This window comes from Pseudomonas sp. 3A(2025) (assembly GCF_054589175.1).
This window is the reverse complement of record NZ_BAAILM010000048.1, coordinates 78,460-92,812: the sequence shown is the minus strand read 5'-3', so window position 1 is coordinate 92,812 and position 14,353 is coordinate 78,460. Positions and strand designations below refer to the sequence as shown.

Genomic DNA, 14,353 nt, shown 5'->3' with positions numbered 1-14,353 from the left:
CGTCTTGTCAGGCGAAAGATAAAAGCAAAATCACAACAGGTCGCGCAAGCCGCAGGTAGAGCCGCAAGAGCGGTCGCCCCAGACTGACGGCATCCGATCCTGGTACAACCCAAAGGTGAAAAATGATCAAACGTCAATTGGGCAACAGCGGCCTTGAAGTGTCGGCTCTGGGCATGGGCGTGATGAACCTGAGCTACGGCACCGGCCACGCTGTCGAGCAACGTGAAGGTGTCAGGGTGATTCATGCCGCCATCGAGCGCGGGATCAACTTCTTTGATACCGCTCAAGCGTATGGGCCTTACACCAATGAACGACTGCTGGGCGAGGCGCTGGTCGAGCACCGCCAGCAAGTCGTTATTGCCAGCAAATTCGGCTTCAGGCTTGAACAGGGCGCAATCGTTGGCACCGACAGTCGACCGCAAACGATTCGGGCGGTGGCCGAGGCTTCGCTGAAAAGCCTGAAGACCGACTACATCGACTTGTTCTATCAGCACCGGGTCGACCCTGGCGTGCCCATCGAAGAGGTTGCAGGCACACTGAAAGACCTTATCGGCGAAGGCAAGATTCTGCATTACGGGCTGTCGGAAGCAGGCGCCTCGACGATTCGTCGGGCGCACGCCGTGCACCCGGTGACGGCTGTGCAAAACCAATACTCCATCTGGACGCGAGAGCCTGAAGACGAAGTCATTCCGGTGTGTGAAGCACTGGGAATTGGATTTGTACCGTGGGGCCCATTGGGTACCGGGTTCCTGACCGGCACCCTCGATGCGAACAGCACCTTCGACAGCGCCACGGACCTGCGGGCGAACTTTCCTCGCTTCACCCAGGCGGCGATGCGCGCCAACATGCCGGTGGTCGACATGCTGCGCGCCGTGGCGGCGAAGAAAAACGCCACGCCCGTGCAGATTGCACTGGCCTGGCTGCTCGCCCAGAAGCCCTGGATCGTGCCGATTCCAGGCATGGATAAAATCGAATACCTGGACGATAACCTCAAGTCGATCCAGGTCGAGTTCACCCCGACCGACCTGCGCGAAATAGACGAGCAATTGTCGGTCATCAACATTCAGGGTGGCCGGCTGGATGAAGGGTTGCTGTCAATGTCCGAGGACTAATGGGCAATGGCAGCGCGCGCCTGAAAATCCGCTATCCGCCGCCACATCTCGATCGGATTCGAATACATCGGAAAGTGTCCGCATTCAGCAATCCTGGCCAGTTCGACGCCTTGCGCCTTGATATCGGCCAGGTACGACAGGTGACTGTTCTGATCGCCGAACATGAACATGCGCGGGCATGGCAGGCCAAGAAACTTGCTCATCAGTTCGCCATGATCCGATAACTCCACCATCGAGGTAAAAATTCCGTGCACCGCCCGGGCGCGGACCTTGTACGGCAGGCTGGCGGCATACAGTGCGCTGGCCGGGTCCGCACTGTGGCGGGTGCGTTCGATAAAGTCGTTGAAAAATACCTGTGGGTCATCCGCCGGGTAGTCGACGATCTGGCGGCTGAGAAAGCAGTCTTCCGGGGCGATATTGCCTTCGATGTCGACAAAACTGAGCACCCGCTGTGGGCAATGATGGGCCAGCAACAGCGCCGTGAGTCCACCCATCGAGTGGCCTACCAGATGAAAGCGCTGAATGCCGTAGTGTTCCAGCACCTTGAGGGCCGTGGCCAGCAGCAACGGGATCGAGACGCGGGACAGGTCGCTGCACTGACTCTCGCCACAGCCTGGCGCGTCATAGGCCACGAACGGACGGCCATCGAACGCAGGTTGGCGAGTGATGCCGACGTAGTCTTCCTTGGTCGAGCCAAAGCCATGCAGAAACAGGATCGGCTCACCAGCGCCTGCGCGGTAAACGCTGGACAGCTCAAGGTCTACGCCGTCGAGGCTGATATTCAGCCGGTCTTGCTGGAAAGAATGCGCTTGCGGCATAGGCGGGCTCCTTGGTTTATTCAGCCCGGCACTGTCGACGTCGACACCTTGATCTGTAAATTCCTGATCGACAATGGCTTTCATACGGCAAACCTATTGATCGATGGCGCTAATCTGGCTCACCAGCGCCTCGACCAAAGGGTTGGCACGCTCGCGGTTCCAGGCAATCGTGGTGGTGACCACGCTGATGTTCTGGGTCAACGCCCGCAGTACGACGTTGCCCGGCGCCAGCTTTTTCATGGCCGCCGGCACCAGCGCGATGCCCTGGCCGCAACTGACAAAGGCGATTTGCGACGCGACCGAGCGTACTTCGTGCAAGACCCTGGGCGAGAATCCGTTGGCCCGGCAAGTGGCAATGATGTTGTCGAAATACAGCGGGCTGACCTTGCGCGCAAACATCACCAGCGGCTCATTGGCCAGGCTTTCCAGCCCGATGCGGCTGCGGCTGGCCAGGGGATGATCGGCCGGCAGCGCGACCATCAGGCGTTCTTCGGTCAGCGGGCGCCACTCGATGGCTTTGCCCAGGTCGCCATCCAGCCGCGCAAAGGCCAGGTCAATATCGCCCGCTTCAAGGGCCGGCACCGCTTCGACGCTGTCGATTTCACGCACTGACACGGTGATGTGCGGGTGTTCAAGCTTGAAGCGCTCGATGACGCCGGGCAGGACGTCGAACATGGCCGAGGAGATGGCGCCGATGGTCAGCATGCCGCGATGGCCGGCCACCGCCTCCTCTACTGCCAGTTCCAGGCGTTCGAGCTGGTCGGCAAATTTGCGCACCGCCGGCAGTATCGCCGCCCCCACGGGCGTCAACCGCGCACCGCGTCTGGAGCGGTCAAACAGTTTGACCTTGAGCGCCTGCTCAAGAATCTGGATCTGTTCGGTCAAGGGCGGCTGGGTCATGCCCAGACGCTTGGCGGCGCGGCCAAAGTTCTGCTCTTCGGCCACCGCCAGGAATAGCCACAGGTGGCGTATCAGGCGAAAGTTGATCATGTGTATTCCATAGGTTGAGCGTATGTAATGCATCGTTGATACGGAATATACCTATCAGTCCGCCTGACTGACACTGGCGCCCTCCTTCACCATCAGGTTTACCCCATGACTCAGGCTTGCGCGCTCGAACGGCTGGCGGCACTGGACACCAACACCGTGTCCGATGCGCTGGATTTCCTTGATCTGCCCGGCGCCACGTTCGGCCTGCGGCCTTTGTGGGGCTGCGGCAAAACCGTCGGCCGCGCCAGCACCGTGCAACTGGCGGCCAAAACCGACAACGAGCCCACCGTGCACCTGATTACCCCGGTGATCGAGGCCATCACTACCGCTGACAGAGTGCTGGTGATTGCCGGTGGTCTGGACGGCATTTCGTGCTGGGGCGACATTCTGGCCAATGCCGCCGTCGCCAATGCCGCCGTCGCCAAGGGCGTACGCGGCACGGTCATCGACGGTTACAGCCGCGATATCGATGGCAGTGCCGACATCGACTATCCGGTGTATGGGCGTGGCGTCACCATGATCAGCGCCCGCAACCGGGTGGTGCAGGTCGATGCGGGCTGCACCCTTGAGGTGGCGGGTGTCGCGGTCAGCGAGAACGATTATGTGATCGCCGATAACTGCGGCACGGTATTTATCGCGCAGCAGCATATTGCCAGGGTGCTTGATCTGGGCGAGCGCATCGCCCGCCGTCAGGGCGGTATGGTCGAGGCGGTGCGTCGTGGCCAATCGGTTGCCGAGGTGATGCACGACACGCAGTTCGAGGCGATCAATGTGGAGCACGCACGATGAACGACGACCTGCAACGACTCAATCAGCGGCTGGCCAGCGCCCGCCCTTCAGCCACCTACGGCATCATCGACCGCGTGGCGCAACGCCGGGCACAAGGTGCACAGATTATTTCGCTGTGCGCGGGCGAGCCGGATTTCGACACGCCCACGCACATTCGCGAAGCCGCCAAGCAGGCCATCGATCAGGGCCACACCCGCTACACCCAGGTAGCGGGCAGCCGTGCGCTGCGTGAAGCGGTCGCCGCCAAGTTTCGCCGCGAGAACGGTTTGCAGGTCGAGTGGCAGGACACCCTGATCGGCAGTGGCGGCAAGCAGGTGATCTACAACGCTCTGTCGGCCACGCTCAACGAAGGTGACGAAGTCATCGTGCCGGCGCCGTATTGGGTCAGTTATCCGGAAATGGTGCAACTGTGCGGCGCGCACAGCGTGATCGTCCCCTGTGACGCCAGCAGCGGCTTCAAGCTGACGCCCGAGGCACTGGCCGCTGCCATCACCCCACGTACGCGCTGGTTGATCATCAACTCACCGTCCAATCCGACCGGCGCGGTGTACAGCCGTGATGAGTTGCAGGCCTTGGCCGCCGTACTGCTCGACCACCCACATGTGCTGGTGCTGGCCGATGATATTTACGAACACTTGCTGTTCGACGGCCAGACGTTTCACACCCTGGCACAGGTCGAGCCGCGCCTGGCAGCACGCACACTGACCATGAACGGCGTGTCCAAAGCCTATGCCATGACCGGCTGGCGCATCGGTTTCGCCACCGGGCCACGCTGGTTACTGGCAGCCATGGAGAAACTTCAGGGCCAACAGACCTCCGGTGCCTGCTCGATTTCCCAGCAGGCGGCGATTGCCGCGCTGCAAGGCCCCAAGGACTTCATTGCGCAGAGCCGGGCGGTATTCCAGCGTCGTCGTGACCTGATGGTGCGGCTGATCAACGCCATTCCAGGTTTGCACTGTGAATGCCCGGCCGGCGCCTTCTATGTGTTTGCCAACTGCACAGGTTTGCTCGGCAAGACCTCGGCGCAGGGCCGCTTGCTGGCAACCGATGAAGACGTGGCGCTGGCGCTGCTGGAAGAGAACGATGTGGCGGTGGTGCAAGGCAGCGGCTTTGGTGTCGCGGGGCATCTGCGCATTGCCTACGCGATTGATGACGCCTCGCTGGTGCTGGCCTGTGACGCGCTCAAGCGCTTTTGTGAGTGCGTCACGGGCTAGCCAGAAACACTCAAACCTGGAAGCGGCCCACCAGTGTTTGCAAATGCACGCCAAGGCGCGCCAGTTCAATACTGGAGGCGGCCGTTTCTTCACTGGCAGCGGCCGTTTGCTCGGACACTTCGCGCACATTGAGCACGCTGCGGTTGATCTCGTCAGCCACCGCGCTCTGTTGCTCGGAGGCGGCCGCAATCTGCAGGTTCATCGACTCGATGGTCGCCACAGAACGAGTAATCGTCATCAACGAAGTGCCGGCACGACGAGTCAGCTCGACACTGGTACTGGTCAGTGCGCGGCTTTTATCCAGCGTGTCCGAGACCTGCTGGGTACGACGGTGCAGACCGCCGATCAGGCCCTCGATTTCTTCGGTCGAGGTCTGGGTGCGCTGCGCCAGGCTGCGCACTTCATCGGCCACCACGGCAAAGCCACGCCCGGCTTCACCGGCACGTGCAGCTTCAATGGCAGCGTTCAACGCCAGCAGGTTGGTCTGTTGAGCGACCGATTTGATCACGTCCAGCACGGTGCCGATCTTGTCGCTTTCACGCTTCAACTCGGCCATCGCATCAGTCGAATTGCCGACTTCGTTATCCAGATGGGTGATCTGCTCAATGGCCTGACTGACGACCGTATCGCTCTCACGGGCTTCCCGGCCGGCATTGACAGCAGCGCTTGAGGCTTGCTCGGCACTGCGCGCCACTTCCTGCACGGTGGTCGCCATCTCGTGCATGGCCGTGGCCACCTGATCGGTCTCGACCTTTTGACTGTTCACGCCCGCGCTGGTTTGCTCGGTCACCGCCGACAGCTCTTCGGCCGCGCTGGAAATCTGGATGACGCCGTCGCGCAAGCCGCCAATCAGTTCACGCAGGTTCATCGTCATGCGTTGCATGCTGGCCTGCAACAGGCCCAGTTCGTCGCGCCGTGAGACTTCGATGTCCTGGCTCAGATTGCCCTCGGCCACGCGTTCGGCGCTTTGCAGCACTTGATTCAACGGCATGACGATCAATCGCGTAATCAACCATGAAGCCAGCGCGCCCAGTAACAACGCCAGGATGGTGGCGCCGATCAGTCTTTCAACGGCTGTTTGCACTTCATCGTCGCGCTTTTTAGACTGACTGTCTGTCAAATGCCCGCTGGCGGTAAACAGGGTTTTGATGTCCGTGTCCAGGGCAGACTGGGCCTGCCTGGAGTTCACCTCACTGCGTGCCTCTGTGGCGCGAGCGAAATCCTCGAAGTGGCCACGGTAACTCAGGACGGCGCTGTCGACTTCCTGAATCAGGCGCTGATCGGCGGGATCGACAAATTTTTTCGCCAGATCATCGATGCGAGTATTGAGGTCGTCCATCACTTTAATGACAGCCGCCGCGTGTGCAGCGTCTGGTGTAATCGTATAACTGAGGCGCGCAATGCGCATGTCGCGCACCACTTCATTGATTTTGGCGATGTTGCTCAGCCTGGCACTGCGTTCACCCAGGCCGTTCAGTCCAGCCCATCCCACCATTGCAATAATGAGGGTCAGCAATAAAACCACCATAAAGCCCAGGACCAGTTTGGACCTGACACTTATATTCCCCAATCCCTTCTCGACCGCCTCGAACATGTGCGCCACTCTGTAATCACAGACTTAATGTATGGATAAGCGGAAACAGCCTGCATGGGCTGCTTCCAGTACCCGACGATTTAAAACTTCGGAAGGCCATCCATTGGCTCGACAGGACGAATAGCCCTGTCGACGGTTGTCGTAATGCGTAGAAAATGTATCAGGTATGATACAGATGCTCTCGAATGGGGCATCGAGCAAAGAGAGTAAATTGAACCCTGAAACAGTATGACTGAATACGCGTTGTGCCCCACGCGGGTGCGCCGATGCTATCATGCAATCAAGGCTAACTGCCATCACTCTTCAATACCCATCGCAGAACGTCAGGCACCCGCCCCTGTTCGAGAGTACCTGCGTCTTAGAAAGAATGGGAAGTCATGCCGTTATTCCCGGAAACTTGAGTCAGGTCGTAGGTAATATCAATAATTTATGAGACGAGCGGCCCTGGATTCCCGTGCTGCTTTTTAGTTCTCCCCTACGCTTTCAAAGCGAAAGGGAGAACGGTCATGGCGGATGCAAGTTGCACGGCAATCAAGCAAGTGGGTGTTCGTGGGGCGCCGACGCACACGGCGCTAGTGCTGATTGGCCTTACAATAAGCGGCTGTGCAAACATGGACAGCATCTACAGAAAACATACATTTGATTTACATAGCCCCGTCTCCGAGTCGGCATTCATTGATGCCAAGCAGCGGGAAATCATCGCAGGAAATTATACGGTTTGCCCAAGCCCGCAAGGCGACATCATGATGACCTATGCCGCTGAACTGGCAGGTAAAGCCGATATTTCTGACAAGGCAAAGGCAGAACTGGCCATGGCCGCGCAGTCATCGGCAGCCTATGTCGGAGTACGCTCCAGAAACATTCAGTTTTCACGGGATCAGATCTACAGCCTTTGTATCGATAGAATGAACGACGCCGTGGATGATGGCCAATATAATTTCTATAAATCCAGGCTGCATCGATATCAAATGGCAATGGCCTCAATTGAACAGCTTACCGACCCGGCTACCTGGCAGCCCGTGATACTTTCGTCCAAGGGGTCCGCCACCCTCTCAGGACCAACGGCTCATGATGAAAATACACTGGCGGCGCTGGAGAAGGAAAAAACCGAGAGTGTTAAAACGGGAGGTCCTAAAGCGGATGGACAAAATCTGACGACTGAAGAGACCAAAAAAATCAAGGACCTGGATGAGCAGATAAAAAAACTAAAAGAAACAATAGAAGCGTCGACATCCGCCGCCTCCAGCCATTCAGCAGGCATTATCGATCCCGCTATAACCCGCTCAGGTTCTTTGAGCAAAGAAACCGTAGAGGCTGTCACGAAAATCGTCATTTCAACACTTCTGACTGACGACTCGAACCTGATGTGTATGGAGCGACTTATCAATATTGAAAATCAGATCAATGAGGCTCGGGAACAACACCAGGACAGAAACCCCAATGCGGCTGAAATGGCAGAAATCAAGTACTGCACGACTGTCCTGGAGGGGCGTGGAACGCCCCTGATGAAACTATCGCCAGAATTAACCAAGTGGATAACCCAGTAGACTCGACGCCGCTTACGGCACCCTCGGCAACTGGCGTTTATGCGCGGTACGCCCATACGCCGCCTCAATGATCGCCTGGGTTGCCGGCGTCACGTCTTCGCCCATCAGGTACGCATCGAGTTCTGCATAACTGCACCCGTAAGCCACTTCATCGAGCTTGCCCGGTTGCAGTTCTTCCAGATCCGCCGTCGGTGCCTTGTAGACCAGTTGCGCCGGTGCCCCGAGTGCAGCGGCCACCAAACGCACCTGCCCCTTGGTCAGTCCCGACAGCGGTGCCAGGTCACAGGCGCCGTCACCGAACTTGGTGAAAAAGCCCATCAGCGCTTCTGCCGCGTGGTCGGTGCCGACTACAAGGCCGTGGGTGAAGTTGGCAATTGCATACTGCGCGACCATGCGTGCGCGGGCCTTGACGTTGCCTTTGGCAAAATCGGTCAGTTCGGGCGACGGCTGCAAGCCTTCGATATCGATGGCGGCCATCAAGCCGTCTACGCCCTGGGCAATGTTGGTCGTGGTAATCAGGTCCGGGCGAATGAAGTCCAGGGACGCTTGAGCGTCACTTTCATCAGCCTGGGTCCGGTAAGGCAGGCGCACGGCGATAAAGCGTGCGTCATGCCCTTGCCCGCGTAATTGCTCGACCGCCAACTGGCATAACCGCCCGGTCGTCAACGAGTCGACGCCGCCGCTGATGCCCAGCACCAGGGTCTTGCAGCCCGAGTCTTTCAATACGCTTTTGATAAAATCGACGCGCCGGGTGATGTGCTGTTGCTCGCTGCCGGCTTGCCACTGACGGTCAATACCCAGATCGCGGGCGATGTCTGTTTGCAGTTGGTTGCTCATGACGGACTCTCCGTTATTGATTATTCAGATCGACGCTGAAGACCTGAGCGGCGTATTGCAGGAACGATGCGTCTTCACAGACGTTCTTGATCGGGTCATCGGAAAACTTCACCACCGGTTCACCGTGCACCCGCACCAGTTTCATCACGATGCTCAGCGGCTCGACGCCGTCAACATCGCACGCCAGGCTGGTGCCCATGCCAAAACCGACCCGTGCCTTGCCGCGCACATGGCGCAGGATCGGCAAGCACTTCTCGAAGTTCAGGCCATCGGAGAACATCAAATCCTTGGTTTTAGGGTCGATGCCCAGTTCCTGATAACGCTGCAATACCTTGTCGGCCCAGACGATCGGATCGCCGGAGTCCTGACGCAGGCCGTCGTACAGCTTGGCGAAATACAGGTCGAAGTCCTTGAGAAAGAAATCGGTGCTGATGCAGTCGGTCAAGGCAATACCCAGACGACCACGGTATTCATGCACCCAGTTTTCCAGCGCGGTGCTCTGACTTTCGCGCAGGCGCCCTAGTTGCTGGTGCACCATCAGCCATTGGTGGGCCATGGTGCCGATCAGTGGCAGATCGAACTCATAGGCAATGTGCGCATTGCTGGTGCCGACGAACACGCCAGGGAAATCCTTGCGCATGATGTCGACCACTTCGCGCTGGGCACGGAACGACAAGCGCCGACGGGTCGAGAAGTCCGAAACCCGCAGCTCGGCCAGTTCTTCAGGGCTGGCGTTTTTCTCCAGCCAGTCGAACTTCTGATAGAGCCTGCGGGTGACGTCAGCCAGTTCGACGTCCGGGTATTTATCGCGGTTGCGCAACTCGCTGACCATGGCCAGCACCGGCTGCTCGAACATGATGCAGTGCAGCATCGGCCCACGAACGCGGATGTTCAGTTGGCCGTCGACCTCAGCGACATGGATGTAGCGCAGGTTGAAGCGAAACAGGCCCAGGAACTGCTCGAAATCCGGGGTCAGGTATTCGCGAGAGCGCTTGTTGAACAGAAAGCGCTGCTCGCCTTCGCGCATCTGCAAGTCAGCGAGCTTTTCCAGCTCTTCACGGATCTCGGGGATCAGGTGCCCGAGCGACTCTTTGGAGCGAACGATGAACAGGTACTCCACATCAACGTTAGGGTGCTGGTGCAACACCGCCTGCATCATGGTGAAGGTGTAGTAGTCGGTGTCCAGCAGGCTCTGGATAACACCGGTGCTGCGATCAAAGGCACTGTCCATGGGTGTCGCTCCTTATTGAGTGGCCAATCGGCTGGTTTCTTCACGGGTTGCCGCCACGGCAATCCCGGCCTTACGCATGTCGTCAATCGCGTTAAAAGCCCCTGCCTCGCTGATCGCGCGGCAGGCCGGCAAGTGCACGATGACCTTGAAGCCGGCCGCCGCCAGTTGCAGCGCGGTGGTCTTGACGCAGTAATCGAGGGCCAGGCCGCCAACGATGACCTGTTGCACACCCCGGCTGTTGAGGTACTCGACAACACCGGTCGACAACTTGCCGTGCAGGTCGTGGTACAGCGCGCCGTACGGGTGAAACTCAGGCTCTACACCCTTCCAGACGAAATAGTCGTAGTCATACGGCGCCGGCAGCTCATCCAGAAGCGTGAAACCTTGCGTGCCCGGCACACAGTGGCTGACCCAGGTCAGGTCGGCATGTTCAAGCCCGGTGGGCTGCAACATCGCTGTGTGCTGCGCCACCACCCAGGGTGCTTGTGGGCTGTGGGCGTCCTTGCTGCCGATGCGCAGGCTGGCCAGGGTTGCAATAAAGTTCAGCTCACCGCCGATCTGATCACCGCCGATGACCGGGAGTTCATCGGGGCACAGCGGCGTAAAGCCTTTTTGCGCATCAACATCGAAAGAAGCCGTGTTTTTCAGTGAAAGGTTCATGTCGTGTACCTCCTTTGCATGAATCAAAGGTACACGTCATGTACTGATGGCGCAACCTCTATTTTGAAAATACCCGTAGGAGCTGCTTCAGCAGCGAACAAGAGCCGCAAAGCAGGTAGCGTTAAAAAAGCTCTTCCATCAAAGACCAATCTACCATAAGGTACACGTCGTGATCTTTATGAGGATTCTGCGATGTACGACCTTGCGCTTTACGGTGGCGCCTTCAACCCGCCGCACGCCGGCCATGCCAGAGTGATGATCGAAGCTTCGCGCCAGGCGCATAACGTGCTGGTCGTGCCCAGCTTCAGGCACCCCGATGGCAAGCGCATGGCCGATTACGCCCTGCGCCTGAAATGGCTGCACAGCATCGTCGCCCACGTGCAAAAGGACTGCGCTGCCGAGATTCAGGCGTGCGATGTCGAGGCGCAGCTGGCCGCCGTGCAGCCGGGGCCGATCTACAGCTACACCCTGCTCGACCATGTGGCCAACTGCCTGGGTATCGCTGATCGTCAACTGGCGCTGGTGGTCGGCCCGGACGTGCTGCAGCAACTGCCACGCTTCTATCGCGGCAAAGAGCTGCTGCAACGCTTTTCAGTGATGTGCATCGACGAACAGATCGGGGTGCGCAGCAGCACCCTGCGCGAGCGGCTGATCAAGGGCGAGCCGGTGCCAAGTCACTGGATGGCGCCGGGTATGAATCCGCTAAACTATGGCCTCTACGCCGCACACGGAAACTGACATGCAAGACCGCATTGCCCCCAGAAGTGCCTATCTGCACACCATCGACTTATGCGTGCTGCGCTACTGCCGTGATACACAGACGCTGCAAATCCTGCTGAACCAGCGTGATAACGAACCGTTCGCCAACCATTGGGCGCTGCCCGGCATCGTGGTCAATGGCGATGTCGAAGACCGCACCCTGGAGGACGCCCTGGAGCGCCTGCGCAGTTCCAGCAAGGTCGGCATGTCGCTGGCCTGGACCGAGCAGGTAGGCACCGTCGGCGATGCCTTTCGCGACCCGCGCTGCTGGTCGTCTTCGACGTTTTACCTGGCGATCGTCAGCGATACGCATGAACTGTCGCCGCATCAGGGCTTTTTTGCACTCAAGGATGTCGCGTCAGGGGCGTTCAAACTGCCTTTCGACCACAACAGCCTGGTGGCCCGCGCCCATGAGCGCCTGCTCTCCAAGTCGATGTACAGCAGCCTGCCGCTGATGTTTCTCGGCCCGGAGTTCAGCGCCCCGGAAACCGTGAATATCTTTTCGCTGGTGCTACAGCGCCCGGTGCTCAAGACCAGCATCCGCCAGCGGCTGTTGAAGATGATCGAGGCCGGTTACCTGCAAGAATCCGGACGCAAGAAAAGCGGCGAAGGTGGTCGCCCGCAGGCGACGATGGACAATCTCAAGCCAGGCAGCCTTTATCTGTTTGATCGCAGCTTTCTGGATTGAGTCGTGTTACTCGTGGGTTCGATCCTGAACCGACGTAACGGGCACCTCTAAAAACTACCTGCGTTGCCATCGCTGCGTTAAAAACAGGCTCGAAATGCTCATTTACAACCCGTAAATTCCGCTTTCTCGCCTGTTTTTGTGGGGCCGCCATCGGTATTGCGCTGACTCCCTCGCCTACGTTTTTAGAGGTACCCGTAACGGTGCAACGACTCAATCCACGAGCACACGAATATTGGAGTTGCCCCACACGGTATACAGATCGGCCAACAGTACGCCGCCGTTCAATTCTTCCAGCTCTGCCTGCGAAACTTCCACATCATGCTGGGCACCAAACAACACCACTTCATCACCCGGTTTGATATCGGCACGATCAGTGACATCGACCATGATCGTATTCATCGACACCTTGCCCACCGTGGGCACCCGCTGGCCATTGATAATAACGAAGGACTTATTGGTAAACAGGCGTCGATAGCCGTCGGAATACCCCACTGCAATATTCGCCAGCCGAGAACTTCGATCAAGTTTTAGCGTGCGGTCATAACCCACTGTATTACCGGCAGGGTATATGTTCACCGAGGCAACGCGGCTCTTGAAGGTCATGACCCGGCGCAGTGCTTCGTGCCCTTGTAAATCACCATATAAACTTCCGCCTGCCCGCACCATGTCCATGTGCGATGCGGGCACATACGCGGTCGCAAAAGAGGCCGCCGCATGCAGTTGAATGTCCTGGCGATTCAAACCGGCATGCTTGATCAGCCAGGCACTTTCAATCACGAACTTCGCATGGGCCGCTTCGATGAACGCCTTATCCTCTTCGGCAAAGTGGGTCATGATCGCCACGGTTTTCAGGCCCGGTGCAGCAACGATTGCCAAGGCGTCCTGCTGCCCTTTGTCGGTACTTAGCTCAAGCCCGTTACGACTCATGCCGCCGGCATTGGTGGCGATGTGCACCTTGATAGAACGCCCGGCGCTGGAAGCCGCCTGACCAATGGCTTGAGCGGTGTCGGCATTGCCGATCATTTCTTCGACGTCGTAGGCCATAGCCTTCGTTGCTTCGCCGACGCTGGCCTGGCGAACCCGAAGAATGCGACCTTTATAACCTTCGGCCCGGGCAATCCGGGCTTCTTCGTTGCTGGCAATACCGATGCAATTGATCTGTTTATTTATGATCGAAGGCATCAACAGTGCCATTCCATGACCATAGGCATCTGCTTTCATCACCGCACAGAGTTGAGCGCCCTGGGTCAACGAGGCGTTGACCTGATCGATATTGTGTTCAAACGCCGAACGACTGACTTCAACCCAGGCATTGGCCTGTTCGATTTTATCCTGTATGGGCTGATTGAAATCATAGGGCTGTAATACGGGCGCTGCCGATACACCTTGATGCAAGGTGGCCAGGATGGCTATTACCATCAACTTGTATCCGGTATGGGTGGGCTGCATTTTATATCGCCTTGGTGATTGAGGCTGCATTCAATCACCTGCCCAACATCGATGACAGCACTTAACTTCTACACAGCCCGATACTTTGTCTTGAACAGTTTCAGCCAGTAAGTATATGTTTCAAATTACGGTCTTACAGCATATGCCCCGCCCAGATCCCCTGCTCTACCAACTCCGATGCCAGTTGCACAAACGTCTCGCCGACATAGCGCGTCGCCGGGCTCACGCGGCGGTCTGCCGGTGACACCATTACCACCTTGCGCATGGGTGTCGGCTCGATCAGCGGCGCGGCGCACAGCGTGCCGTTCTGCAAGTGGTTATAGATTGAGGCCAGGGGCAATACGGTAAAACCAAAGCCATGACGGACCAGATCGATCATGGCGCCAAACGAATCGGCTTCTACCTGGGTGATGAGTCTGAAACCGGCATCGACGGCGCATTGATCGAGGATTTTGCGCAAGCCGTGCCGTGCGCTGGGCAGCACCAGCGATTCACCCATGAGATGACTGAAATTGACCGGTGTGTCCATGTTCAGGCCGGCGCTGACAGGACCGACCAGAATCAGGTTTTCCATCATCACCGGCACGATGCGCAGGGTGTGCAAGGGCTCCAGGTCGTAGGAGATCGCCAGCTCCAGCTCACCGCGTTGCAGCCAGTCGACCAGA

At 58.2% G+C, this 14,353-nt stretch carries 14 protein-coding genes; 6 read left to right on the top strand and 8 right to left on the bottom strand.

Translation table 11 applies throughout. The features are described from left to right. Positions 1 to 122 precede the first annotated feature (122 nt). Entirely contained in the window at positions 123 to 1,112 is a 990-nt protein-coding gene (locus tag ACYP2A_RS18255; protein WP_459747078.1) for an aldo/keto reductase, read from the top strand. Here the strand turns inward: ACYP2A_RS18255 and ACYP2A_RS18250 are convergent. Continuing rightward, the gene (locus ACYP2A_RS18250; RefSeq protein ID WP_459747076.1) at positions 1,109 to 1,930 is read right to left on the bottom strand and encodes an alpha/beta fold hydrolase; all 822 of its coding nucleotides are present in this window, start codon (positions 1,928 to 1,930) and stop codon (positions 1,109 to 1,111) included. The genes ACYP2A_RS18255 and ACYP2A_RS18250 overlap by 4 nt on opposite strands. Positions 1,931 to 2,023: 93 nt before the next feature. Then, entirely contained in the window at positions 2,024 to 2,920 is an 897-nt protein-coding gene (locus ACYP2A_RS18245) for a LysR family transcriptional regulator (protein WP_459747075.1), read from the bottom strand. 105 nt (positions 2,921 to 3,025) lie between these two features. Here ACYP2A_RS18245 and ACYP2A_RS18240 point away from each other — a divergent pair, with 105 nt between their 5' ends. Next, a complete protein-coding gene (locus ACYP2A_RS18240; RefSeq protein ID WP_459747074.1) occupies positions 3,026 to 3,709 on the top strand; it encodes an RraA family protein in 684 nt (227 codons plus the stop codon). Further along, positions 3,706 to 4,923, top strand: coding sequence for a pyridoxal phosphate-dependent aminotransferase (locus tag ACYP2A_RS18235; RefSeq protein WP_459747073.1), 1,218 nt, complete (start codon positions 3,706 to 3,708; stop codon positions 4,921 to 4,923). Before ACYP2A_RS18240 ends, ACYP2A_RS18235 begins: the two co-directional genes overlap by 4 nt. A gap of 10 nt (positions 4,924 to 4,933) precedes the next feature. Here ACYP2A_RS18235 and ACYP2A_RS18230 read toward each other — a convergent pair whose 3' ends face one another. Then, positions 4,934 to 6,517, bottom strand: coding sequence for a methyl-accepting chemotaxis protein (locus ACYP2A_RS18230; protein ID WP_459747071.1), 1,584 nt, complete (start codon positions 6,515 to 6,517; stop codon positions 4,934 to 4,936). Positions 6,518 to 7,023: 506 nt separating this feature from the next. On the opposite strand from ACYP2A_RS18230, the gene ACYP2A_RS18225 reads away from it, so the two are divergent. Further along, a complete protein-coding gene (locus ACYP2A_RS18225; protein WP_459747070.1) occupies positions 7,024 to 8,064 on the top strand; it encodes a hypothetical protein in 1,041 nt (346 codons plus the stop codon). A gap of 12 nt (positions 8,065 to 8,076) precedes the next feature. Here the strand turns inward: ACYP2A_RS18225 and nadE are convergent, their stop codons facing one another. The 3 genes from nadE to ACYP2A_RS18210 are packed head-to-tail and all read right to left on the bottom strand — an operon-like array spanning position 8,077 to position 10,792. Then, a complete protein-coding gene (gene nadE / locus ACYP2A_RS18220) occupies positions 8,077 to 8,901 on the bottom strand; it encodes an ammonia-dependent NAD(+) synthetase (protein WP_459747068.1) in 825 nt (274 codons plus the stop codon). Between the two features lie 13 nt (positions 8,902 to 8,914). After that, positions 8,915 to 10,132, bottom strand: coding sequence for a nicotinate phosphoribosyltransferase (gene pncB / locus ACYP2A_RS18215; RefSeq protein ID WP_459747067.1), 1,218 nt, complete (start codon positions 10,130 to 10,132; stop codon positions 8,915 to 8,917). A gap of 12 nt (positions 10,133 to 10,144) precedes the next feature. After that, the gene (locus tag ACYP2A_RS18210; RefSeq protein WP_459747065.1) at positions 10,145 to 10,792 is read right to left on the bottom strand and encodes an isochorismatase family protein; all 648 of its coding nucleotides are present in this window, start codon (positions 10,790 to 10,792) and stop codon (positions 10,145 to 10,147) included. Between the two features lie 192 nt (positions 10,793 to 10,984). On the opposite strand from ACYP2A_RS18210, the gene ACYP2A_RS18205 reads away from it, so the two are divergent. Both ACYP2A_RS18205 and ACYP2A_RS18200 read left to right on the top strand, forming a co-directional pair. Next, on the top strand, positions 10,985 to 11,530 hold the full coding sequence (locus tag ACYP2A_RS18205; RefSeq protein WP_459747063.1) for an adenylyltransferase/cytidyltransferase family protein: 546 nt from the start codon (positions 10,985 to 10,987) through the stop codon (positions 11,528 to 11,530). 1 nt (position 11,531) lies between these two features. Next, on the top strand, positions 11,532 to 12,239 hold the full coding sequence (locus tag ACYP2A_RS18200) for an NUDIX hydrolase (protein ID WP_459747062.1): 708 nt from the start codon (positions 11,532 to 11,534) through the stop codon (positions 12,237 to 12,239). Between the two features lie 210 nt (positions 12,240 to 12,449). On the opposite strand, the gene alr is transcribed toward ACYP2A_RS18200, so the two are convergent. Beyond that, complete coding sequence (gene alr / locus ACYP2A_RS18195; RefSeq protein WP_459747061.1) at positions 12,450 to 13,688, bottom strand: alanine racemase; 1,239 nt, start codon at positions 13,686 to 13,688, stop codon at positions 12,450 to 12,452. Positions 13,689 to 13,821: 133 nt separating this feature from the next. Then, a partial coding sequence (locus ACYP2A_RS18190) for a LysR substrate-binding domain-containing protein (RefSeq protein ID WP_459747060.1) occupies positions 13,822 to 14,353 on the bottom strand: 532 nt, incomplete at its 5' end.

Excerpts from the sequence above, each read along its gene's own strand:
- ACYP2A_RS18200 (WP_459747062.1), top strand. The coding sequence starts at position 11,532 with ATGCAAGACCGCATTGCCCCCAGAAGTGCCTATCTGCACACCATCGAC.
- ACYP2A_RS18230 (WP_459747071.1), bottom strand. The coding sequence starts at position 6,517 with ATGTTCGAGGCGGTCGAGAAGGGATTGGGGAATATAAGTGTCAGGTCC.
- ACYP2A_RS18245 (WP_459747075.1), bottom strand. The coding sequence starts at position 2,920 with ATGATCAACTTTCGCCTGATACGCCACCTGTGGCTATTCCTGGCGGTG.
- ACYP2A_RS18235 (WP_459747073.1), top strand. The coding sequence starts at position 3,706 with ATGAACGACGACCTGCAACGACTCAATCAGCGGCTGGCCAGCGCCCGC.
- ACYP2A_RS18250 (WP_459747076.1), bottom strand. The coding sequence starts at position 1,930 with ATGCCGCAAGCGCATTCTTTCCAGCAAGACCGGCTGAATATCAGCCTC.
- nadE (WP_459747068.1), bottom strand. The coding sequence starts at position 8,901 with ATGAGCAACCAACTGCAAACAGACATCGCCCGCGATCTGGGTATTGAC.
- ACYP2A_RS18210 (WP_459747065.1), bottom strand. The coding sequence starts at position 10,792 with ATGAACCTTTCACTGAAAAACACGGCTTCTTTCGATGTTGATGCGCAA.
- ACYP2A_RS18205 (WP_459747063.1), top strand. The coding sequence starts at position 10,985 with ATGTACGACCTTGCGCTTTACGGTGGCGCCTTCAACCCGCCGCACGCC.
- alr (WP_459747061.1), bottom strand. The coding sequence starts at position 13,688 with ATGCAGCCCACCCATACCGGATACAAGTTGATGGTAATAGCCATCCTG.
- ACYP2A_RS18240 (WP_459747074.1), top strand. The coding sequence starts at position 3,026 with ATGACTCAGGCTTGCGCGCTCGAACGGCTGGCGGCACTGGACACCAAC.
- ACYP2A_RS18255 (WP_459747078.1), top strand. The coding sequence starts at position 123 with ATGATCAAACGTCAATTGGGCAACAGCGGCCTTGAAGTGTCGGCTCTG.
- pncB (WP_459747067.1), bottom strand. The coding sequence starts at position 10,132 with ATGGACAGTGCCTTTGATCGCAGCACCGGTGTTATCCAGAGCCTGCTG.
- ACYP2A_RS18225 (WP_459747070.1), top strand. The coding sequence starts at position 7,024 with ATGGCGGATGCAAGTTGCACGGCAATCAAGCAAGTGGGTGTTCGTGGG.